Source organism: Pseudomonas sp. TNT2022 ID642, from assembly GCF_028656995.1.
GTDB lineage: Bacteria > Pseudomonadota > Gammaproteobacteria > Pseudomonadales > Pseudomonadaceae > Aquipseudomonas.
The window spans coordinates 295,195-316,272 of record NZ_JAMDGW010000019.1; the positions used below are offsets into that span (position 1 = coordinate 295,195).

The 21,078-nt window shown below is 61.4% G+C and carries 17 protein-coding genes; 5 read left to right on the forward strand and 12 right to left on the reverse strand.

Annotation, left to right across the window (positions count from 1 at the left end; all coding sequences use genetic code 11):
• Window positions 1-210 precede the first annotated feature (210 nt).
• A complete protein-coding gene (locus tag M5G26_RS19550) occupies window positions 211-1,602 on the forward strand; it encodes an L-cystine transporter (protein ID WP_150693720.1) in 1,392 nt (463 codons plus the stop codon).
• A gap of 88 nt (window positions 1,603-1,690) precedes the next feature.
• Here the strand turns inward: M5G26_RS19550 and M5G26_RS19555 are convergent, their stop codons facing one another.
• Window positions 1,691-2,203, reverse strand: a complete 513-nt coding sequence (locus M5G26_RS19555) for a dihydrofolate reductase (protein ID WP_134176053.1) — start codon at window positions 2,201-2,203, stop codon at window positions 1,691-1,693.
• Window positions 2,204-2,288: 85 nt separating this feature from the next.
• Between M5G26_RS19555 and M5G26_RS19560 the strand changes: the two genes are divergently transcribed.
• Complete coding sequence (locus tag M5G26_RS19560; RefSeq protein ID WP_150693718.1) at window positions 2,289-3,668, forward strand: DUF2868 domain-containing protein; 1,380 nt, start codon at window positions 2,289-2,291, stop codon at window positions 3,666-3,668.
• Window positions 3,661-5,046 carry a GTPase/DUF3482 domain-containing protein gene (locus M5G26_RS19565; protein ID WP_123376162.1) on the forward strand — a complete coding sequence of 462 codons (1,386 nt, stop codon included), beginning with the start codon at window positions 3,661-3,663 and terminating at the stop codon, window positions 5,044-5,046. The genes M5G26_RS19560 and M5G26_RS19565 overlap by 8 nt, the downstream gene beginning before the upstream one ends.
• A gap of 187 nt (window positions 5,047-5,233) precedes the next feature.
• Here M5G26_RS19565 and M5G26_RS19570 read toward each other — a convergent pair whose 3' ends face one another.
• From M5G26_RS19570 to M5G26_RS19600, 7 genes are all read right to left on the reverse strand, one after another.
• The gene (locus M5G26_RS19570; protein WP_273916257.1) at window positions 5,234-5,794 is read right to left on the reverse strand and encodes a phosphonate degradation HD-domain oxygenase; all 561 of its coding nucleotides are present in this window, start codon (window positions 5,792-5,794) and stop codon (window positions 5,234-5,236) included.
• Window positions 5,791-6,927 carry a TIGR03364 family FAD-dependent oxidoreductase gene (locus M5G26_RS19575; protein ID WP_150693715.1) on the reverse strand — a complete coding sequence of 379 codons (1,137 nt, stop codon included), beginning with the start codon at window positions 6,925-6,927 and terminating at the stop codon, window positions 5,791-5,793. Before M5G26_RS19575 ends, M5G26_RS19570 begins: the two co-directional genes overlap by 4 nt.
• Before the next feature lie 143 nt (window positions 6,928-7,070).
• Window positions 7,071-8,096: a putative 2-aminoethylphosphonate ABC transporter substrate-binding protein gene (locus tag M5G26_RS19580; RefSeq protein WP_007912988.1), complete on the reverse strand. Its 1,026-nt coding sequence runs from the start codon at window positions 8,094-8,096 to the stop codon at window positions 7,071-7,073.
• A gap of 26 nt (window positions 8,097-8,122) precedes the next feature.
• Complete coding sequence (locus tag M5G26_RS19585) at window positions 8,123-9,847, reverse strand: putative 2-aminoethylphosphonate ABC transporter permease subunit (protein ID WP_273916258.1); 1,725 nt, start codon at window positions 9,845-9,847, stop codon at window positions 8,123-8,125.
• Window positions 9,847-10,923 (reverse strand): putative 2-aminoethylphosphonate ABC transporter ATP-binding protein, encoded by a 1,077-nt coding sequence (locus tag M5G26_RS19590; RefSeq protein ID WP_150693714.1) that lies wholly within the window; start codon window positions 10,921-10,923, stop codon window positions 9,847-9,849. Before M5G26_RS19590 ends, M5G26_RS19585 begins: the two co-directional genes overlap by 1 nt.
• 193 nt (window positions 10,924-11,116) lie before the next feature.
• A complete protein-coding gene (locus M5G26_RS19595) occupies window positions 11,117-11,980 on the reverse strand; it encodes a LysR family transcriptional regulator (protein ID WP_150693831.1) in 864 nt (287 codons plus the stop codon).
• 14 nt (window positions 11,981-11,994) lie between these two features.
• Window positions 11,995-14,304, reverse strand: coding sequence for a heavy metal translocating P-type ATPase (locus M5G26_RS19600; RefSeq protein ID WP_273916259.1), 2,310 nt, complete (start codon window positions 14,302-14,304; stop codon window positions 11,995-11,997).
• A gap of 84 nt (window positions 14,305-14,388) precedes the next feature.
• On the opposite strand from M5G26_RS19600, the gene cadR reads away from it, so the two are divergent.
• The gene (gene cadR, locus M5G26_RS19605; protein WP_016983204.1) at window positions 14,389-14,838 is read left to right on the forward strand and encodes a Cd(II)/Pb(II)-responsive transcriptional regulator; all 450 of its coding nucleotides are present in this window, start codon (window positions 14,389-14,391) and stop codon (window positions 14,836-14,838) included.
• 121 nt (window positions 14,839-14,959) lie between these two features.
• Here cadR and M5G26_RS19610 read toward each other — a convergent pair whose 3' ends face one another.
• The 3 genes from M5G26_RS19610 to M5G26_RS19620 form a co-directional block, all read right to left on the reverse strand.
• Window positions 14,960-15,931, reverse strand: a complete 972-nt coding sequence (locus M5G26_RS19610; RefSeq protein ID WP_102901367.1) for a thymidylate synthase — start codon at window positions 15,929-15,931, stop codon at window positions 14,960-14,962.
• Between the two features lie 50 nt (window positions 15,932-15,981).
• Window positions 15,982-16,797, reverse strand: coding sequence for a prolipoprotein diacylglyceryl transferase (gene lgt, locus M5G26_RS19615; RefSeq protein ID WP_064116307.1), 816 nt, complete (start codon window positions 16,795-16,797; stop codon window positions 15,982-15,984).
• Window positions 16,798-16,874: 77 nt separating this feature from the next.
• Window positions 16,875-17,657 carry a sulfite exporter TauE/SafE family protein gene (locus M5G26_RS19620; protein WP_150693710.1) on the reverse strand — a complete coding sequence of 261 codons (783 nt, stop codon included), beginning with the start codon at window positions 17,655-17,657 and terminating at the stop codon, window positions 16,875-16,877.
• Between the two features lie 132 nt (window positions 17,658-17,789).
• Between M5G26_RS19620 and M5G26_RS19625 the strand changes: the two genes are divergently transcribed.
• Window positions 17,790-18,536, forward strand: a complete 747-nt coding sequence (locus tag M5G26_RS19625; RefSeq protein ID WP_273916260.1) for an NRDE family protein — start codon at window positions 17,790-17,792, stop codon at window positions 18,534-18,536.
• A 247-nt stretch (window positions 18,537-18,783) separates the two neighbouring features.
• Here M5G26_RS19625 and ptsP read toward each other — a convergent pair whose 3' ends face one another.
• Window positions 18,784-21,063 (reverse strand): phosphoenolpyruvate--protein phosphotransferase, encoded by a 2,280-nt coding sequence (gene ptsP / locus M5G26_RS19630; protein WP_093429796.1) that lies wholly within the window; start codon window positions 21,061-21,063, stop codon window positions 18,784-18,786.
• Between the last annotated feature and the right edge of the window lie 15 nt (window positions 21,064-21,078).

Below are 21,078 nucleotides of genomic sequence, written 5' to 3' on the forward strand. Positions count from 1 at the left end.
CGCTAACAAATTAGTGTGACAGTCCTCGTCTGTCAGCGACCGCCCGCGTCCCTATTGCGCCAGATGCATTGCCGAGAGCGACACGGGCTTATTCCAAAAACGACGGACACCCTAAGATTTTGGTATTAAATCATTGCAAATCAAGCTGTTAGGCTTGCCGGTTCGCAGCAGCCCCGGAAGGCTGTTGGCACAGTCTTTCCTGGAGATCTCATGAATCTACCGTTGATTCTCAACCTACTGGTGTTCCTCGCCCTGCTCTTCGGTCTGGCACAAACCCGCCACACCACGTGGAGCCTGGCGAAAAAAGTCCTGCTCGCGCTGGTGCTCGGTGTTGCGTTCGGCGTGGCCCTGCACACCGTTTACGGTGCTGGCAACCCAGTGCTGAAAGCGTCGATCGGCTGGTTCGATCTGGTCGGCAACGGCTACGTGCAGTTGCTGCAAATGATCGTTATCCCGCTGGTGTTCGCCTCGATCCTCAGCGCCGTGGCGCGTCTGCACAACGCTTCGTCGCTGGGCAAGATCAGCTTCCTGACCATCGGCACCCTGCTGTTCACCACCGCGATCGCGGCGCTGATCGGCATAGGCCTGACCAACCTGTTCGGCCTCACCGCCGAAGGTCTGGTCGCCGGCACCCAGGAAATGGCCCGTCTGCAAACCATTCAGTCTGACTATGCCGGCAAGGTCGCCGACCTTAATGTGCCGCAACTGCTGCTGTCGTTCATCCCGCAGAACCCGTTCGCCGATCTGGCGCGGGCCAAGCCGACCTCGATCATCAGCGTGGTGATTTTCGCCGCATTCCTCGGGGTTGCCGCGCTGCAACTGCTCAAGGATGACGTCGACAAAGGTCAGAAAGTGATCAACGCCATCGACACCCTGCAAGCCTGGGTGATGCGTCTGGTGCGCCTGGTGATGAAACTGACCCCGTACGGCGTGCTGGCGCTGATGACTAAAGTGGTCGCCGGTTCCAACCTGCAAGACATCATCAAGCTCGGCAGTTTCGTCGTGGTGTCGTACCTCGGTCTGGGCCTGATGTTCGTGGTGCACGGCTTGCTGGTATCGGCGGCCGGGATCAATCCGCTGCGTTTCTTCCGCAAGATCTGGCCGGTGCTGACGTTCGCGTTCACCAGCCGCTCCAGTGCCGCAAGCATTCCGCTGAGCATTGAAGCGCAGACTCGTCGTCTGGGGATTCCGCAGTCGGTGGCCAGTTTCGCCGCGTCGTTCGGTGCGACCATCGGCCAGAACGGTTGCGCCGGTCTGTACCCGGCGATGTTGGCGGTGATGGTTGCGCCGACCGTTGGCATCAACCCGCTGGATCCGCTGTGGATCGCGACGCTGGTGGCGATTGTGACGCTGAGTTCGGCGGGCGTGGCGGGTGTTGGTGGCGGCGCGACCTTCGCGGCGCTGATCGTGCTGCCGGCGATGGGCTTGCCGGTGTCGCTGGTGGCGCTGCTGATTTCAGTTGAGCCGCTGATCGATATGGGGCGCACGGCGTTGAACGTGAGTGGTTCGATCACTGCTGGCGCGATTACCAGTCAGGTGATGCAGCAGACTGATAAAGAACTGCTGGATGCTGATGAGCATGCGGAGTTGGCTCAAGCGTGATGTAAAGCAAGATCAAAAGATCGCAGCCTTCGGCAGCTCCTACAGGGAACGCGGATACCGTGTAGGAGCTGCCGCAGGCTGCGATCTTTTAAGCTTTTTCCCAGACTTCGAAGTTGTACGCGGGTTTATCACCTTCAGCCGGATTCGGCAGATTCGACACCAGTTTCCACTGCTCCAAATCAAACTCCGGAAACCACGCATCCCCTTCCGGGCTCAGCGCCACGCGAGTCAGATACAGACGATCCGCCTGCGCCAGCCCTTGCGCGTACAACTGCGCGCCGCCAATCAGCATCAGCTCATCGACGCCCTGTTCCTTCGCCCATTCCTCGGCGCGAACCACGGCTGCTTCCAGCGATGGATAAACCTCGGCACCTTCGAGCACCAGATCGGCCTGACGGCTGACCACAATGTTCAGGCGCCCCGGCAATGGCCGACCGAGCGAATCCCAGGTCTTGCGGCCCATGATGATCGGCTTGCCCAAGGTCGTCGCCTTGAAGTATTTGAAGTCCCCCGGCAGGTGCCAGGGCATGCTGTTGTCGACGCCGATCACGCGGTTTTCACCGAGGGCTGCGATCAGGCTGAGGGGGAGTGATTTAGTCATGCCGGCGAGGATACCAGAGCCGCGCTTACCCCGATAAGCGCCACAGCGGTTATGCTCAGCGCTCAATTGAGCGACGGGACCCCGCGTGACTGAACTGACTCCACTGCAAAACCTCTGGCTGACCGAGACCGTGCGCCTGCGCGAAGAACACGCAGGCCCACTGGATGATCTGGAAGCCAATCGTCTGGCCCGCACCGCCGGCGGTGATCTGCCGAGCCGTATTCAGCGCCGCGCTTTATGGCTGGCCGAACGCGACGGGCTGACTGCCGCCCTCAAACACTGGCTGCAAGGCGCGCGTCTGGCACTGCTATTGATGGTGCTGCTGGCCTGCGTCACCGGGGCTGGCATGGCATTTTCTGCGCTCGGCGACGGTACGCGAGCGGTGAACATTTTCTGGGCGCTGGGCACGTTGCTCGGGGTCAATCTGATCCTGCTGCTGAGCTGGGCATTCGGCCTGCTATTCGCTGGCGAACACGCGGCAGCACTCGGCCGCCTGTGGCTATGGCTCAGCGAAAAATTTGCCCGGGACGCCAAAGCCGCGCAATTACCCCCCGCATTGCTGGTCTTGCTGCAACGCCACAAACTCAATCGCTGGGCGATTGGCTCACTGGTCAATGGCCTGTGGCTGCTGATCATGTTCAGCGCGCTGAGCATGCTGATATTGATGATGGCCACTCGGCAATATGACTTCATCTGGGAAAGCACGTTGCTGGGCGCTGACTTCTTCGCAGCACTGACTGATGCGTTGACGGTTATTCCCCATGCACTGGGCTGGAGTGCGCCGAGCGTGGACATGATTCGCGTAACGCTGGACACCGATTACAACCGCGTCCTGGTTCGCCAGATGTGGGCGATATGGCTGGTCGGCGCGGTGCTGATCTATGGCGTGCTACCCCGTCTGCTGCTGATGCTGTTCTGCCGTTGGCGCTGGAAGCGTGGACGTGATCGATTGCGTCTGGAGCTGAACCTGCCCGGCTACGCGCAATTGCGCGAACGACTGATGCCGACCAGCGAGCGCCTTGGCGTCAACGATCCGGAGCCGGCGCAGTTGCATCGCGTCGAAAGCAGCGTCGGCGAACTCGCCAGCGAAGGTGCGTTGCTGGTGGCCATCGAACTCGACGAACAACGCCCATGGCCGCCTGCATTGCCGAAAAACGTCAGCAACGCCGGCATCCTCGACAGTCGCGAATCACGCCACAAACTCCTCGAACAACTCAGCCGCTTCCCGCCGGCACGTCTGGCGATTGCCTGCGACCCACGGCGCTCGCCGGATCGCGGCAGCCTCGCCTTGATCGCCGAACTGGCGCGCAGTGCGGGCGAGACTCGCGTGTGGCTGCTGCAAGCGCCGCCGGGTGAAGCACTGGATGCCGAGCGCCTCGGCGACTGGCACGTCGCACTGCAACAACTTGACTTGAAGTTCGCCGATTGCGCGCCGTTGAACTGGCTGGAGACTGGCCATGACTGATGCCTGGAAAGCGCCGCTGAAACTCGCGGTGGTCGGCCACACCAACGTCGGCAAAACCTCGTTGTTGCGCACGCTGACCCGCGATGTCGGCTTCGGCGAAGTCTCGCATCGCCCGAGCACTACGCGGCATGTCGAAGGCGCACGTTTATCGGTGGACGGCGAACCGTTGCTCGACCTCTACGATACGCCGGGGCTGGAAGACGCCATTGCCCTGCTGGATTTTCTCGAACGCTTGGAACGTCCCGGCGAACGCCTTGATGGCCCGGCGCGACTGGCGCGGTTTCTCGACGGCAGCGAGGCGCGTCAGCGCTTTGAGCAGGAGGCCAAAGTGCTGCGGCAACTGCTCGCCTCCGACGCCGGTTTATACGTGATCGACGCGCGCGAACCGGTGCTGGCCAAGTATCGCGATGAACTGGAAGTGCTCGCCAGTTGCGGCAAACCGCTGCTGCCGGTGCTGAATTTCGTCAGCAGCGCCAATCATCGCGAGCCGGATTGGCGTGAAGCGTTGGCGCGGCTTGGGCTGCATGCACTGGTGCGTTTCGACAGTGTGGCGCCGCCCGAGGATGGTGAGCGACGGCTGTATGAAAGCCTTGCGCTGCTGCTGGAAAATGCCCGGCCACAATTGGAGCGACTGATTGCCGATCAACAGGCTCAGCGCCTGGCGCGGCAGCAAAGTGCGGCGCGGTTGATTGCTGAATTGTTGATCGACTGCGCCGCGTGTCGGCGCAGTGTGGTCAGCGAGGCGGCGCAGGAACAGCAAGCCATCAGCGAATTGCGCAAAGCCGTGCGCCAGCGCGAGCAGAAGTGTGTCGAGGCGCTGCTCAAGCTGTATGCGTTCCGGCCACAGGATGCGGCGGCGAGTGATTTGCCGTTGCTCGATGGACGTTGGGGTGATGATCTATTCAATCCGGAAACCTTGAAGCAGCTCGGCGTACGGGTTGGCGGTGGGATTGCGGCAGGCGCGGCGGCCGGGGCTGGTGTGGATTTGCTGGTTGGCGGGATTACCCTTGGTGCGGCGGCGCTGGCGGGGGCAATTGCTGGCGGTGCGCTGCAAACGGCGCGCAGTTATGGCAGTCGCTTGCTTGGCAAGATCAAGGGGCAGCGCGAACTGACGGTGGATGACGGGGTGTTGCGACTGTTGGCGTTGCGCCAGCGGCAGTTGGTGTTGGCGCTGGATCAGCGTGGGCATGCGGCGATGGATGCGGTTCAGGTGGCCACGCCACAGGACAAAACCTGGCGTGAGGGCAAGTTGCCGGAAGCGCTGAACAAGGCGCGGGCGCATCCGCAGTGGTCATCGCTGAATCCGCAGGCGAAGTTGAATCAGGCGGAAAGGCAGGAGCAGATTGAGGCGTTGGTTGCTCGGGTGCTTGAGCTTTAGATCGCTACCCCCTCACCCCAGCCCTCTCCCCCAAGGGGTAGAGGGGGAAGGGAGCAGATCTTCTAGCTTTTCATAACCTGAGTTCGACTGGATATTTCAGGTCGATGTATCACCTGAGAACAACACCGTAGGCCCCCTCTCCCTCCGGGAGAGGGCTGGGCGGGCGGCGATCCGATGAGGGTTGCAATCACCCGGCCGACAACAAAACTTCAGCCTTGCGCTTGAGCACCGCCAGATCAATCACCGGCACCGCCCTCTCCTTGGCCAACTCATCCCACTGGCGCATCCGCAGGCTGACCGCACACAACGGATCCCGCTCAAACACGTCCGCTTCAGCCTCGGTCATCACCCCGCCCTGATATTCCAGCGTCCGCCGGCTCGCCTCACTCAGCCGATCAAAATACCCAGGCTCACGCAGTGTCAGATACCGCTTGGCCTGCACGTGATACTCCACCAGCCGCGCCATGCGCTCGCTGAAACCGGCCTCACGCAAATAATCCGCGCCCAGCCGTTCATGACTGACCACGCCATAACCGCCCATGTTCTCCGCGCCCTCGGCACACAAATGACCGATGTCATGAAAGAACGCCGCCAGCACCACTTCGTCATCGAAGCCTTCGGCGATCGCCAGTTCGGCGGTCTGGGACATGTGTTCGATCTGCGACACCGGTTCGCCGATGTAATCACTGGTGCCAAAGCGTTCGTACAGCCCGAATACCCGCGCGACGACTTGCTCGTGAGCTGTCATTCAATTTCCTCCAGCAACTGCGCAACATTGCGCTCGGCCAGCGCCGGGCCGACGCTCATGCCGACACCGGTGTGCATCAGCGCCACACTCAACCCCGCTGCCGGGCGCAGCAACGAAAACGGCCCCGGCCCCCGGGAACCATAGACGCCCTGCCAGCGCTCGACCACTTGCACCTTGCAGCCCAGCGTCTGCTCGGCCAGTTCAAGCATCCAGTTATCCACTTGCTCGGCGTTGAACGGTGAAGGGTCGCTGCCGTAATGGTGCGAGTCGCCGATGATCAGTTCGCCGTAGGGCGTCGGGCTGATCAACAGGTGGATGCCGTTGTCGTGCAGGTGCGGTTGTTCACGCAGGATCTGCGCCTGCACCGCCGCTGCTTCCGGCAGATCGGCGAAAGCGCCGTAGTGCACGCAACTCAAACCGGTGAGCAAGGCGTGTTGCAGATTCAGATCGATCTGCGGTTTGGCGCGGAGCATTTGCAGACGGCAGATTTGCGGATTGAGCGCGGCAATCGGCTCGGCGAGGAGAGTCTGATAATCGTGACCGGAGCAAACAATGATCTGCTTGGCGGTAAAACTGCCGGCGGTGCTGTGCAGGTGTCCGGGTTCGACGTCGCGTACCAGCGTGGAGAAGTGGAACTCGACACCGAGGTCGCGGCGCAGGTAGTCGATCAGCGCCGGGATTGCTTCACGCGAGTAAAGCTGTTGATCGTCGATGCCATGGAGAGCTGCGCGGTGGTGGCTGAACTGGCCGTGATACAGATCGCGCAAGGCCGCGCCGCGCAGCAACTGGATGTTGTAACCGTGCTCCACGGCGCGACCGTTGCAGAACACTTCCAGCAAGTGTTCTTCAACTTCAGTGCGAGCGAACAGGTACGAGCCGTTACGCTTGATCTGCAAGCCCGCGAGCTGCGCCCAGTCGCCCCATATCTCGCGGCTGGCCTTGGCCAGTTCGAGCATTGGGCCGGGTGGTTGGCCAGTGACCAGCGCCTGGCCGAAGTTGCGCACCGAAGCGCCGAGGGGCGTGGCAGTGCGTTCGAAGACGGCGACTTTGAGACCGCGTTTGGCGGCGGCGAAGGCGTGGGACAGGCCGAGGATGCCGGCGCCGACGATGAGCAGGTCTTTGTGTTGTGTCATTTAGAGGTGCTCTGAATGAAGGATAGCCATCGCTGGCAAGCCAGCTCCCACAGGGTTTTATGGTGAACACTGATGGCGGGAACACCTTGAAACCTGTGGGAGCTGGCTTGCCAGCGATGAGGCCCTGTCAGTCGATAAAGATCTTACTTGGCCGCCACTTTCTCGGACTTGCCGTCATAACGTTTGCGCCACTCGGTCAAAATCTCGTCGCGATTCTTCGAGGCCCAGGCAAAGTCGTTCTTGATCAGACGCTGCTCGTAATCCGCCGGCAATTCGGTCTGCGGCTTGGCGATCCCCGGTTGCGCGAGCACGGCGAAGTTCTCCTTGTACAGATCCATCGCCTCGGCACTCGCCGAGAAGTCAGCCAGTTTCTTCGCCGCTTCTTCATGCGGCGTGCCTTTGATCACGGCAGTCGCTTCGATCTCCCAGCCCAGACCTTCCTTCGGCAGAATGATGTCCAGCGGCGCGCCCTGGCGCTTCAACTGTACGGCTGGATATTCAAAGGAAATGCCGATCGGAAATTCCCCAGCCGCCGCCAGTTTGCAAGGCTTGGAACCGGAGTGAACGTACTGACCAATGTTCTGGTGCAGGCCGTCCATGTAAGCCCAGCCCTGTTTCTCGCCGAAGGTTTGCAGCCAGGCGCTGACGTCGAGGAAACCAGTGCCGGACGAGGCCGGGTTAGGCATGACGATCTTGCCCTTGTACTCAGGTTTGGTCAGATCCTGCCAGCTCACGGGTTTGGTCAGGCCCTGCTTCTCGGCTTCGACGGTGTTGAAGCAAATCGTTGCCGCCCAGACGTCCATGCCGACCCAGGCGGGCGGGTTGGCGGCGTCGCGGTAGTTCGCGCCGATCTTGCCGAGGTCCTTCGGCGCATAGCTTTGCAGCATGCCTTGCTGATCGAGGATCGCCAGGCTCGAAGCAGCCAGGCCCCACACCGCGTCAGCCTGTGGACGGGCCTTTTCGGCGAGCAGTTTGGCGGTGATGATCCCGGTGGAATCGCGCACCCATTTGATCTCGACGTCCGGGTTGGCCTTTTCGAACGCTTCTTTATAGGACTTCAGTTGTTCGGCTTCGAGGGCGGTGTACACCGTCAACTCGGTTTTTGCCGCGAAGGCATTCAGGCTGAAAGTAGCGAGCACAGCAGCGGCCAGGGCCATAGGCTTGAACATGATCGTTTTCCTGTAGGTGAGTTGAATCAGTGACCGGGCGCGGTTTGCCGCCAGGCTTGAGAACGGCGCAGCAAGCCGCGCGAAGCCCACGCCAGCAGCAAGGACACGCCCGCCGAGGTGAACAGAATCAGGGTCGACATCGCCGCCGCGCCGCCGACGTTGCCGGCGTCATCCATGTTCAGCACCGCCACCGCCGCGAGGATGGTGTCGGGGCTGTAGAGGAAGATCGCCGCCGACACGGTGGTCATCGCCGAGACGAACAGGTAGCGCACGATGTCGAGCAGCGCCGGCAGGCAGATCGGCACGGTGACGCGCAGGTAATGCCGGTATAGCGGCGCCTTGAGCGACAGCGCAGCCGCTTCGAACTCGGCGTCGAGTTGGCGCAACGCGGTGGTAGCGGTCATTTGGGCGGTGGTCAGGTAGTGCGCAATGGTGCAGACGATCAGCAGCGTCATCGTCCCGTAGAGCACGTGCAGCGGGTTGCCAGTGAGGTTGAAGAAGAAGACGTAACCCAAGCCGAGCACCAGCCCCGGCACCGCCATCGGCACGAAACTGAGCATGCGCAACGCCAGGTTGAGGCCGCGCTGGCTGCGGGTTTTCTCCATCAGGTAAGCGCCGGTGAAAATCAGCACGCTGCCGATCAGTGCCGTGCCCAACGCCATTTTCAAACTGTTGCTGTAGGCCAGCCAGCCACCGCCGGCGGTTTCGTTGAACTGGTAATGGTTGAGCGACAGCGACAGGTTGTACGGCCAGAACTTCACCAGCGAGGAAAACACCGCCATGCCGAACACCAGAATCAACGCGGCGCTGATCAGCAAGACAATCGCCAGATAACAGCCATCGCGCACTTTCGACGGCGCCGGTTTGAACACCTGCGCCCGACCGCTCATGGAATCACCGTGACGCCGACGCAGCCATGCATCGACGCCAAAGCTGAACAGCGCCGGCAGCAACAGCACCATGCCGATCAACGCGCCGCGACCGAATTGTTGTTGGCCGACCACGGCTTTGTAGGCCTCCAGCGCCAGCACTTGATAGTCGCCACCGACCACCACCGGCACGCCGAAATCGGTGATGGTCAGGGTGAACACCAGACAGAACGCGGCAAACACAGCCTGGCGTGTGGCCGGCCAGGTGATGCTGCGGAACGCCTTCGCCGGACTGGCGCCCATGCTCGACGCTGCATCGAACAGTCGCGCATCGGCCAGCGACAACGCCGAGAGCAGAATCATCAACGCATGCGGGAAGGTGTAAATCACCTCACCCAGCACAATCCCCCAGAACCCGTAGATGTTGTCCGAGAGCAACCCGCGCAACATGCCCTGGTTACCGAACAGATAGACCAGTGCAATCCCCGGCAGCATCGACGGCGCCATCAGCGGCAGCAGGGAAATACCGCGCCAGATGCCTTTGGCCGGAATCAGCGTGCGTTGCAGCGCATAGGCAAACAGGTAAGCCAGCGGTACGACGATGGCCGCGACGCTGAGGGACACTTTCAGGCTGTTGCCGAGCAGCCAGTGGAAATTCTCGCTGGTCACCAACTCCTTCGCCGCGACCCAGCCACCGCCCTGCCCGGCCTCACTGCTGAAGCCACGCCAGAAGATCGCCAGCAACGGCAGCAATACCGCGACGCCGAGTAACAGCAGCAAGAGCACTTTGCCGCCGACGACAAAAATGCGATCGCCAATCTCGGCTTTCGAAGTCTGGCGCACCTGCTTGTGCGGTAGCGGCAGCGCGAGGTTGCTGTTCATCAGGCAAACACCTGCAAGCTGCGCGGCGGCAAGGCGACCATGATTTGCTGGGCGCCGAGGCGCGGCATGGCTTCCGGGGCGAGTTCGGCGAGCAAGGCGTGGCCGGGCAACTGATCGAGTTCGAAGCTCATGCGGCAGCGATTGCCGAGAAAGGTGATCTCGCGGACTTTGGCCGGGAACAGGTTTTCTTCGTGCACCGGTGGATTGACGTTGATCGCTTCCGGGCGGCAAAACAAACGGCCCGAGGCGCGCTGAATGCTGCCATCGCTGAGGCGCAGATTCATCCCGCCGACCTGCGCGTGAGTGTCGCTGCTGCGCTGGAACGGCAGCCAGTTGCCCTGGCCGACAAACTCGGCCACGAACGGCGTGGCTGGGCGGTTGTAGATTTCCTGCGGGGTGGCGTACTGCTCGACGCGGCCGTTGTTCATCACCGCGATACGGTCGGCCATCAGCATGGCTTCGTCCTGATTGTGCGTGACCATCAGTGTGGTGATGCCGAGGTTGCGCTGCAGTTGCCGCAGCTCGGTGCACAGATGCTCGCGGACGCGGGCGTCGAGGGCGGACATTGGTTCATCGAGCAACAGCAGCGACGGTGCCGGCGCCAGAGCGCGGGCCAGCGCCACGCGTTGCTGTTGGCCGCCGGACAATTGGCCGGGGTACTTTTTCTCGCTGCCAGTGAGGCCGACCAGTTCCAGCATCTGTCCGACGCGCTGGCGCACTTCATCGCGACCGCTGCCGGCAAGGCCGTAGGCAATATTCGCCTCTACGCTCAGATTGGGGAACAGTGCGTAGGACTGGAACAGAATCCCGTAGTCGCGGGCTTGTGGGGCGAGGTGCGAGACGTCGCGGTCACCGAGGTACAGCTCGCCGCTGTCCTGTTTTTCCAGCCCGGCGATGCAGCGCAGCAAGGTGGTCTTACCGCAGCCCGAAGGGCCAAGCAGGCACACCAGTTCACCGGCGGCGACGTCGAGGGAGACGTTATCCAGCGCAGTGAACGCGCCGAAGCGTTTCTGCACGCCGCGCACTTTCATGGGTGCGCCGGGGTTGGTCAGGGCAGTTGCGATGGCAGGATTCATGGACAGACCTCATCAAGCAGATGGGGCCAATCCTAGAGTTGTAATGCGTCCGTCATGTGGCAGTGAGGCAAAAACTGGTGATAGTGGTATTCGGGGATTTTGGTTGGAGATCAAAAGATCGCAGCCTTCGGCAGCTCCTACATTGGAATGCGTCCCCCTGTAGGAGCTGCCGAGGGCTGCGATCTTTTGATCTTCAAGCCGGGGACATTTCCTGTGCCAAGCCGAGGAACGCCGCCGGCAACCGCGCGCCCTTCCTTTCTTTGAGGCAATACAGATATTCAGGAATCTGCGGCGCATTCTCGATCGTCAGCACGCGCAACTGCGGATCATGCGGCACTTCCTGCCGGGCAATGATGCTGATGCCGATATTGCGCAATACCGCCTCACGAATCGACTCACGGCTGCCAATCTCCAGCAACGGCCCGAAGCTCACCCCGGCACTCGCGAGCAACTCTTCCGTCAGCCGCCGCGTGGTTGAACCGGATTCACGCATCAACAACGTATGCCCGGCCAGCGCACTCAACGCGACATGCTCCTGCGTCGCCAGCGGATGATTGCGATGCACCGCCAGCACCAGCGGATCAGTGCCCAACACCCGACGAATCAAGCGCGCGTCATCGAGCAATTGCGACGACGCGGCGATGTCCACGCGGTAATCCTCCAGCGCTTCCAGCACTTGCTGCGAGTTACCGATTTCCACCGACACTTCCACTTGCGGCAGACGCTCGCGAAAGGTCTTCACCAGATCGAGGATGTAATACGGCGCCGTCGCCGCGATGCGCAAAGTGCCCTGCACCTGACCGCTGTTGCGCAGGAAAAACTCGATGTCGGCCTCCTGCTGCAGCAGCGTCTTGACCATCGGCAGCAATCGCGCGCCTTCGTCGCTGACGCTCAGACGCCGGCCGCCACGGTAGAACAGCTCCACCGAATACTGACTTTCCAGATTGCGGATCTGCGTGGTCACGGTCGGTTGGCTGAGGCCGAGTTTTTTCGCCGCCAGCGTAATGCTGCCCAGACGGGCGACCATGTAAAACGCTTTCAGCTCGGCACTCAGCACAACCTTTCCTCACTCTATTTGCGCAGCAGGCGCAAACCGTTGAACACCACCAACAGGCTCACGCCCATGTCAGCGAACACCGCCATCCACATCGTGGCGAGTCCGGCGAAGGTTACCGCAAGAAAGATAGCCTTGATCACCAGAGCCAGGGCGATGTTCTGTTTCAGGATGCTCGCGGTGTTGCGCGACAGGCTGATGAACGCCGGGATCTTGCGCAGATCATCGTCCATCAGGGCGACATCGGCGGTTTCAATCGCGGTGTCGGTGCCGGCAGCGGCCATGGCGAAACCGATCTCGGCGCGGGCCAGTGCCGGGGCATCGTTGATGCCGTCGCCGACCATGCCGACGCGATGACCTTTACCGTAAAGCTCCTCGATGGCTTGCAGTTTGTCGGTCGGCAGCAAGTCGCCACGGGCCTCGTCGATGCCAACCTGCGCGGCAATCGCTTGGGCGGTGTGAACGTTGTCGCCGGTGAGCATCAGGGTTTTCACCCCGAGTTCGTGGAGCTGACGGATTGCTTCGCGACTGGTTTCCTTGACGGTATCCGCCACCGCGAACAGTGCCAGCGGGCCGGAATTGTCGAGCAGCAGCACCACGGATTTGCCCTGTTTCTCCAGCGCGAAGAGTTTTTCTTCCAGTGCCGGCGAGCACAGGCCCAACTCTTCGACCAAGCGATGGTTGCCCAAGTGGTAGGTCTGGCCGTTGATCTCGCCTTTGACGCCACGCCCGCCCAACGCTTCGAAGTTATCCACAATCAGCGCGGCGAAGTTTTTATCCACAGCGGCGTTGGCGATGGCCAGCGACACCGGGTGATCGGAGCGTCCGGCCAACGCAGCAGCGATAGCCGGCGCGGAGGCATCGGCGGTTGGGTCCAGCGACAGGTAATCGGTCTGCACCGGTTTGCCGTGGGTGATCGTGCCGGTTTTATCCAGCGCCAGATAATCGAGCTTGAAACCGCCCTCGAGGTACACGCCGCCCTTGACCAGAATGCCTTTGCGCGCCGCTGCCGCGAGGCCGCTGACGATGGTCACCGGGGTGGAAATCACCAGTGCACATGGGCACGCGACCACCAGCAACACCAGCGCGCGGTAGATCCAGTCGAACCACACGGCGCCCATGAACAGCGGCGGAATGATCGCCACGGCCAAGGCAAAGACGAACACCACGGGCGTGTAGATTTTCGAAAACTGATCGACGAAGCGCTGGGTCGGCGCCCGCGCACCTTGGGCCTGTTCGACGGCGTGGATGATGCGCGCCAGAGTCGAATTGTTCGCCGCTGCGGTCACCGTGTATTCCAGCGAACCGGCCTGGTTGATGGTGCCGGCGAAGACTTTATCGCCGACGGTTTTTTCCACCGGCAGGCTTTCCCCGGTGATCGGCGCCTGGTCGATGGTCGAACTGCCGCTGGCCACTTCGCCGTCCAGCGCAATGCGCTCGCCCGGCTTCACCCGCACGCGGGCGCCGAGTTCGACGCTTTTTACCTCCTGTTCAATCCACGAACCGTCAGCCTGCAACACCGTGGCTTGCTCCGGCGTCATCTGCATCAAACCGCTGATCGCGTTGCGCGCACGGTCCAGCGAGCGCGCTTCGATCAGCTCGGCGACGGTGAACAGGAACATCACCATCGCCGCTTCCGGCCATTGGCCAATGAGGATTGCACCGGTGACCGCGATGCTCATCAGTGCGTTGATGTTGAGGTTGCGGTTCTTCAGGGCGATCCAGCCCTTTTTATAGGTGGTCAGGCCACCGCTGAGGATCGACACCAGCGCGATGATCGCCACCACCCAGGTCGGAGCGGCGTTGGTGAAGTGGATGACTTCAGCGGCGAGCGCGCCGACACCGGACAACGCCAGCGGCCACCAATGTTTTTTCACAGGCGCCGGGGCTGGCGCTTCGACGCCCGTCTCCAGCGGCTCGGCGTGCATGCCGAGGGACTTGATCGCCTCGGTGATGGGCTCGGTACCCGGCAAATTGTGGGTCACGCCGAGCACGCGGTTGATCAGGTTGAACTCCAGTTGCTGCACGCCGGCGAGTTTGCCGAGCTTGTTCTGGATCAGCGTCTGCTCGGTCGGACAGTCCATCGCCTCGATACGGAAACTGCTCAGCCGCGCGTCGGCGCTGGTCTTTTCGCTCAGTTGCACCAACGCAGGCGCGGCAGCTGTCGACGAGCAGCAGGAATCTTCGTGCGAATGAACCGGTGCCGGGGCTGCGACTTTCGACCCGCAGCAAGAGTCGCCGCCGTGGGCATGTTTATGCACAGGCTGCAATTTATGACTGTGGTCGTGTCCGTCGCCGGGCTTGTGGGTGTGCTGGGAATCGCTCATTGGTCGCGTCCATGAAGGTGCCTGTTGCCAAGTAAAGACCCTGTAGCCACTATAGGGTCAAGCACCCTTTTGGAGATTGTCGTCATGAAGATCGGAGAACTGGCCAAGTTGACCGACTGCGCCGTGGAAACCATCCGCTACTACGAGCGCGAAAACCTCCTGCCGGAACCGGCCCGCAGCGACGGCAACTACCGCGTCTACACCCAGGCCCACGCCGAACGCCTGACCTTTATCCGCAACTGCCGCACCCTCGACATGACCCTTGAAGAGATTCGCAGCCTGCTGGCCATGCGTGATAGCCCGCAGGATCAGTGTGAAAGCGTGAATACGCTGATCGACGAGCACATTCAGCATGTGAAGGCGCGGATCGATGGGTTGCTGGCGTTGCAGACGCAACTGCTCGACCTGCGCCAACGTTGTGGAGAAGGGCCGATGGCCGATCAATGCGGGATTTTGCAGCGGCTGGAGGTGAGTGGTGGGGTTGTCGCGACGGAAGTGGAACACTCCCACGTAGGCCGCAGCCACGGCCATTGAGCCCAACACAAAACCAAATGTAGGAGCTGCCGCAGGCTGCGATCTTTTGATCTTATAAACAGCAAGATCAAAAGATCGCAGCCTGCGGCAGCTCCTACACAGGGGTATTGCGTATTGCTTGTCAGACCGCCATTGGCGCGGTCATTGGCGCGTGGTGCTCATAACCTTCCAGCGAGAAATCGCTCGGCTCGACCAGTTCCAGCCATTCCGGCTGATAGACGCCAGTCTTGGCAAACTCCGGCACACGATCGGAGATCTTCAGCTTCGGCATGGCGAACGGCTCGCGCTTGAGCTGTTCGTTGAGCATGTCCAGATGGTTCTCGTAGACGTGCGCATCACCGATGAAATAGGTGAACCAACGCGGCGTGTAGCCGGTCAGGCGACCGATCAGGCTCAGCAGCGCGGCGCCTTCGGTGAGGTTGAACGGCGTGCCCAGACCCAGATCGTTGGAGCGGATGTAGAGGGTCAGAGAAATCTCTTTGGTCTCGACATTCGGGTGGAACTGGTACAGCAGATGGCACGGCGGCAGCGCCATTTCATCCAGCTGCGCGACGTTCCAGCCGTGGAACAGAATGCGGCGGCTGCCCGGATCGTTGATGATCGTGTCGACGCACTGGCGCACCTGATCGATGGCTTTGTACAACACCACGTAGGCCTGGCCGTCTTCTTCGCCCTGAGCGATCTGCTTGTAGCCGTTGGCCAGGGTTTGTTCGATGGCGGCGCTGTTGCTCAGCGGGATCTGCTTGTACGCCGGCCATTTGCGCCATTGCACGCCGTAGATTTCGCCGAGGTCGTCGTCACCCTGGCGGAACGGGTTGGCCAGCCATTGCGCATTTTCGTTGGCGTTCTGGTCCCAGACCTTGCAGCCCAGCGCACGGAATTCAGCGGCGTTGTTGACGCCACGAAGAAAACCGCACATCTCGCCGATGGCCGATTTGAAGGCCATTTTGCGCGTGGTGATCGCCGGGAAACCTTCCTGCAGATCGAAACGCAGCATCGCACCCGGGAAACTGATGGTGTTGATGCCGGTGCGGTTGGCCTGTTTGGTGCCGTTCTGAATGACGTGCGAGACCAGTTCGAGATATTGCTTCATGAGTTACCTGTGTCCTTTGAGCCCCGGCGTCGCGCGCCGGGGTTCGTAGTTTAAGCCGTCGGCGCGAGCGGTGCTGCCGGTGCGCGACGATAGGCCAGCCAGATCAGGAACAGCCCGCCGACGATCATCGGCACGCAGAGCACCTGGCCCATGGTCAGCCAGTTCCAGGCCAGATAGCCCAGTTGCGCATCCGGCACGCGAACGAATTCGACAATGAAACGGAAGATGCCGTAGAACAGCGCGAACATGCCGGAAACGGCCATGGTCGGACGCGGTTTGCGCGAGAAAATCCACAGGATCAGGAACAGCGCCACGCCTTCCAGTGCGAACTGATACAGCTGCGACGGGTGACGCGGCAGTTGCGCCGGATCGCTGAATGGCGGGAAGACCATGGCCCAAGGCACGTCGGTGGCTTTGCCCCACAACTCGGCGTTGATGAAGTTACCGATGCGCCCGGCACCCAGACCGATCGGCACCATCGGCGCAACGAAGTCCATCAACTGGAAGAACGACTTGCCGTTACGCTTGCCGAACCACAACGCGGCCAGCATCACGCCGATAAAGCCGCCGTGGAACGACATGCCGCCCTTCCACACTTCGAAAATCAGCGTCGGGTTGGCCAGATAAGCACTCAGATCGTAGAACAGCACATAACCCAGACGTCCGCCGACGATCACGCCCATCGATAGCCAGAACACCAGATCGGAGAGTTTCTCCTTGGTCCAGGTCGGGTCGAAACGGTTGAGCCGGCTTGATGCCAGCAGCCACGCACCGCCGATGCCGACGAGGTACATGAGACCGTACCAGTGGATTTTCAGCGGACCGATGGCCAGGGCCACCGGGTCGATCTGCGGGTAAGGCAGCATTGCGACTCCTCGTTAGAGTTGAAACCAAAATTCCCGGGCGACGCTGCCACCTCAGGATTAAGCCAGGATTGCGACGGTTAAAGCAGGAAGCTTAACCCGACGCTGAACAGCAAAGCGGCGAACAGCCGTTTCAGCAAGCGTGGCGACAACCGATGCGCCAAACGCGCGCCGATGCGGGCGAAGACCATGCTGGTCAGGGCGATGCCCAGCAGCGCCGGCAAATAAACAAAACCGAGACTATGGGCCGGCAATAACGGATCGTGCCAGCCCAGAATCATGAAACTTAATGCACTGACCAAGGCGATTGGCAGGCCGCAGGCCGACGAGGTCGCCACGGCTTGCTGCATCGGCACGCTGCGCCAGGTCAGGAACGGCACGGTCAGCGAACCACCACCGACGCCAAAAATCGCCGAAGCCCAACCGATTATGCTGCCGGCCACGGTCAGACCGAATTTGCCCGGCACCGTTCGGCTGGCCTTGGGTTTGATGTCCAGCGCCAGTTGCACGGAAATCACCAGGGCGAACACACCGATGATTTTTTGCAGGTTGGGTCCGGAGATGGCTTCAGCAGTCAGCGCACCGAAACCGGCGCCGAGCAGAATGCCGACGGCCATCCACATGAAAATCGGCCAACGCACCGCGCCGCGACGGTGATGTTCACGCACGGCGTTGACCGAGGTGAAGATGATCGTCGCCAGCGACGTGCCGACGGCCAGATGCGTAAGAATCGACTGATCAAAGCCCTGCAAAGTGAAACTGAACACCAGCACCGGGACGATAATGATCCCGCCGCCGACGCCAAACAGCCCGGCCAGCACGCCCGCACAGGCGCCCAGCGCCAGATAGAGCAGAAATTCCATGACCGTCTCCCCAGACCGCATCCGCAAAACCGGAGCGGCATGGTAACGGATGCACACCCTTTGGCTCCACTGGCGATGGATGCACGGACGCGGGATGCGTAGAGTGAGCAAAAAACACACAAGGACCACCTTATGTGCCTGATTGTTTTCGCCTGGCGCCCGGGTCATGCCCTGCCGCTGATCGTCGCGGCCAACCGTGACGAGTTCTACGCCCGGCCAAGCCTGCCGCTGGCGCAGTGGCCGGAGGCGCCGCATGTGCATGCCGGGCGTGATCTAGAGGCCGGCGGCACCTGGCTGGGGATTGGTGCCAGCGGGCGCTTTGCTGCGTTGACCAATATCCGTGATCCGCAGCAGGCGCCAGCGCGCAAGTCACGAGGGGAACTGGTGGCGCGGTTTCTGACGGGCGATGCGTCGATTGATGATTATTTGAGCGATGTGGTCGGGCGTTCGGCGGAATATGCCGGGTTCAACCTGCTGCTCGGCAATAGTCATGAGCTGTGGCACTTCAATGCGCGGATGTCGGAACCGGTGATGCTGGCTTCGGGGATTTATGGATTATCCAATGCAGGGCTGGATACGCCGTGGCCGAAGTTGCTCAAGGCCAAGGCTGGGTTGAGTGCATTGCTGGATGATCCGCAGCCACAGCACTTGCTCGATTTGCTAAGCGATGCCCAGACCGCGCCGGATGTGGAATTGCCGGATACCGGGGTGGGTCTGGCGACGGAGTCATTGTTGTCGAGTGTGTTTATTGCCAGCCAGAGTTACGGGACGCGGGCGAGTACGGCGTTGATCGTGAAGGCGGATGGGTCGCGGCGGATGGTCGAGCGGAGTTTTGGGCCGTATGGCGGGCATTTGGGCGAGGTGGAAATAACAGCTTAAGAGCCAACCCTCACCCCAGCCCTCCCGAAACGTCGGACCGCCCGTAGGGAGAGGGAGCCGACCGAGGTGTCTTGCGCCATGCATCGACCTGAAAGACCGAGCTGATTATGGATTCAGCAGCACCCTCAATCGCTGTGATTCGATTTTGCATTCAGCACAGCACTGTCAGGTCGGCGGAGTTTTACAGCATCCCCCAATCAGTCCCCTCTCCCTCCGGGAGAGGGTTAGGGTGAGGGGCTTTTGATCTTCAGAGGGCCTTGACCACCGCCGGCGGATGCATCTTCGACAACCCAAGGTTCTTCAGCGCCAATTGCAGCGAGCTGTGGATCACTTGCGGGTTATCAATGGTCATCAACTCGGCCAACAACTCCTGGGCCTTGCTCAGATTGACCTGACGCAACATCCACTTCACCTTCGGCAAGTTGGTGGCGTTCATCGACAAACTGTCGAAACCCATCGCCATCAACAGCACCGCTGCCGCCGGATCGCCGGCCATCTCGCCGCAGATACTTACCGGTTTGCCTTCCGCATGGGCATCGCGCACCACGGTTTGCAGGGCTTGCAGCACCGCCGGATGCAGGTAGTCGTAAAGATCGGCCACACGCGGGTTGTTACGGTCGACCGCCAGCAGATACTGGGTCAAGTCATTGGAACCGACGGACAGGAAGTCGACCATCCGCGCCAGTTCCTTGGTCTGATACACCGCCGCCGGAATCTCGATCATCACGCCAATCGGCGGCATCGGCACGTCGGTGCCTTCGTCGCGCACTTCGCCCCAGGCCCGGTGGATCAGGTGCAGGGCTTCTTCGAGTTCGTGGGTGCCGGAGATCATCGGCAGCAGAATCCGCAGGTTGTTCAGGCCTTCGCTGGCCTTGAGCATCGCGCGGGTCTGCACCAGGAAGATTTCCGGGTGGTCGAGGGTGACGCGAATGCCGCGCCAGCCGAGGAACGGGTTGTCTTCCTTGATCGGGAAGTACGACAGCGACTTGTCACCACCGATGTCGAGGCTGCGCATGGTCACCGGTTGCGGGTGGAACGCGGCGAGCTGCTCGCGGTAGATCGCCAGTTGTTCCTTCTCGCTCGGGAAACGCTGGTTGATCATGAACGGCACTTCGGTGCGGTACAGACCAACACCTTCGGCGCCGCGCTTCTGCGCCCGCGCCACGTCCGCCAGCAAACCAGTGTTGACCCACAGCGGCATGCGGTGGCCGTCGAGGGTCACGCATGGCAAGTCACGCAGGGTGTCGAGGCCCAGCGCCAGTTGTTTCTCTTCTTCGACGACTTCGGCGAACTGCTTGCGCAGCACTTCGCTCGGGTTGGTGTAGACCTCGCCGCGGGTGCCGTCGACGATCATTTCGATGCCGTCGACCTTGGCGTACGGCAGGTCGACCAGACCCATCACCGTCGGAATGCCCATGGCCCGGGCCAGGATCGCGACGTGGGAGTTACCCGAACCGAGTACCGAGACCAGACCGACCAGCGTGCCTTCCGGCACCTCGCCGAGCATCGCCGGCGTCAGTTCTTCGCTGACCAGAATGGTTTTTTCCGGGTAGACCAGGTTCTGCTGACGCTCTTCCTGCAAATAGGCGAGCAGGCGGCGGCCGAGGTCTTTGACGTCCGACGCACGCTCACGCAGGTAGGCGTCGTCCATCAGCTCGAAACGATTGACGTGTTCCGTGACCACTTGGCGCAACGCGCCCTGGGCCCACTGGCCGGTCTTGATCACGGTGGTGATTTCGCTGCCCAGCGAGGCATCGTCGAGCATCATCAGGTAGACGTCGAACAGCGCGCGCTCTTCCGGGCGCAACTGTGTCGCCAGTTTGGCGGACAACGCGCGCATGTCGGCGCGCACGCCTTCGATGGCGGTCTTGAACAGCGCCAGCTCGGCGTCGATGTCGGTGATGGTCTTGTCCGGCACCACGTCCAGATCCGCCGGCGGCAGCATGACCACCGCAGTACCAACCGCCGCACCCGGTGAACCCGGCACGCCGACGAACTTGGCTTCCTGAATGCCTTTGCCCTGACGGCCCAGACCACGGATCGAACCGGTGGCCTCGGCGTGGGCGATAACCCCGGCGAGCTGCGCGCTCATGGTCACGAGGAAGGCTTCTTCACCTTCGTCGAACTGGCGGCGTTCTTTTTGCTGGATGACCAACACGCCGACGACGCGGCGGTGGTGAATGATCGGTGCACCGAGGAACGAGGCATATCGCTCTTCACCGGTTTCAGCGAAGTAGCGGTAGCGCGGGTGATCCGCAGCGTTTTCGAGGTTCAGGGGTTCTTCACGCGTGCCGACCAGACCGACCAGACCTTCGTTGGGTGCCATGCTGACTTTGCCGATCGAGCGCTTGTTCAAGCCCTCGGTGGCCATCAGGACGAAGCGGTTGGTCTCGGGATCAAGCAGGTAGACCGAGCAGACCTGGCTGCCCATGGCCTCTTTGACGCGCAACACAATAATCCCCAACGCCGCCTTGAGATCCTTGGCGGAGTTAACTTCCTGGACGATCTTGCGCAGCGTATTGAGCATGGCTCGGGGTCGAAC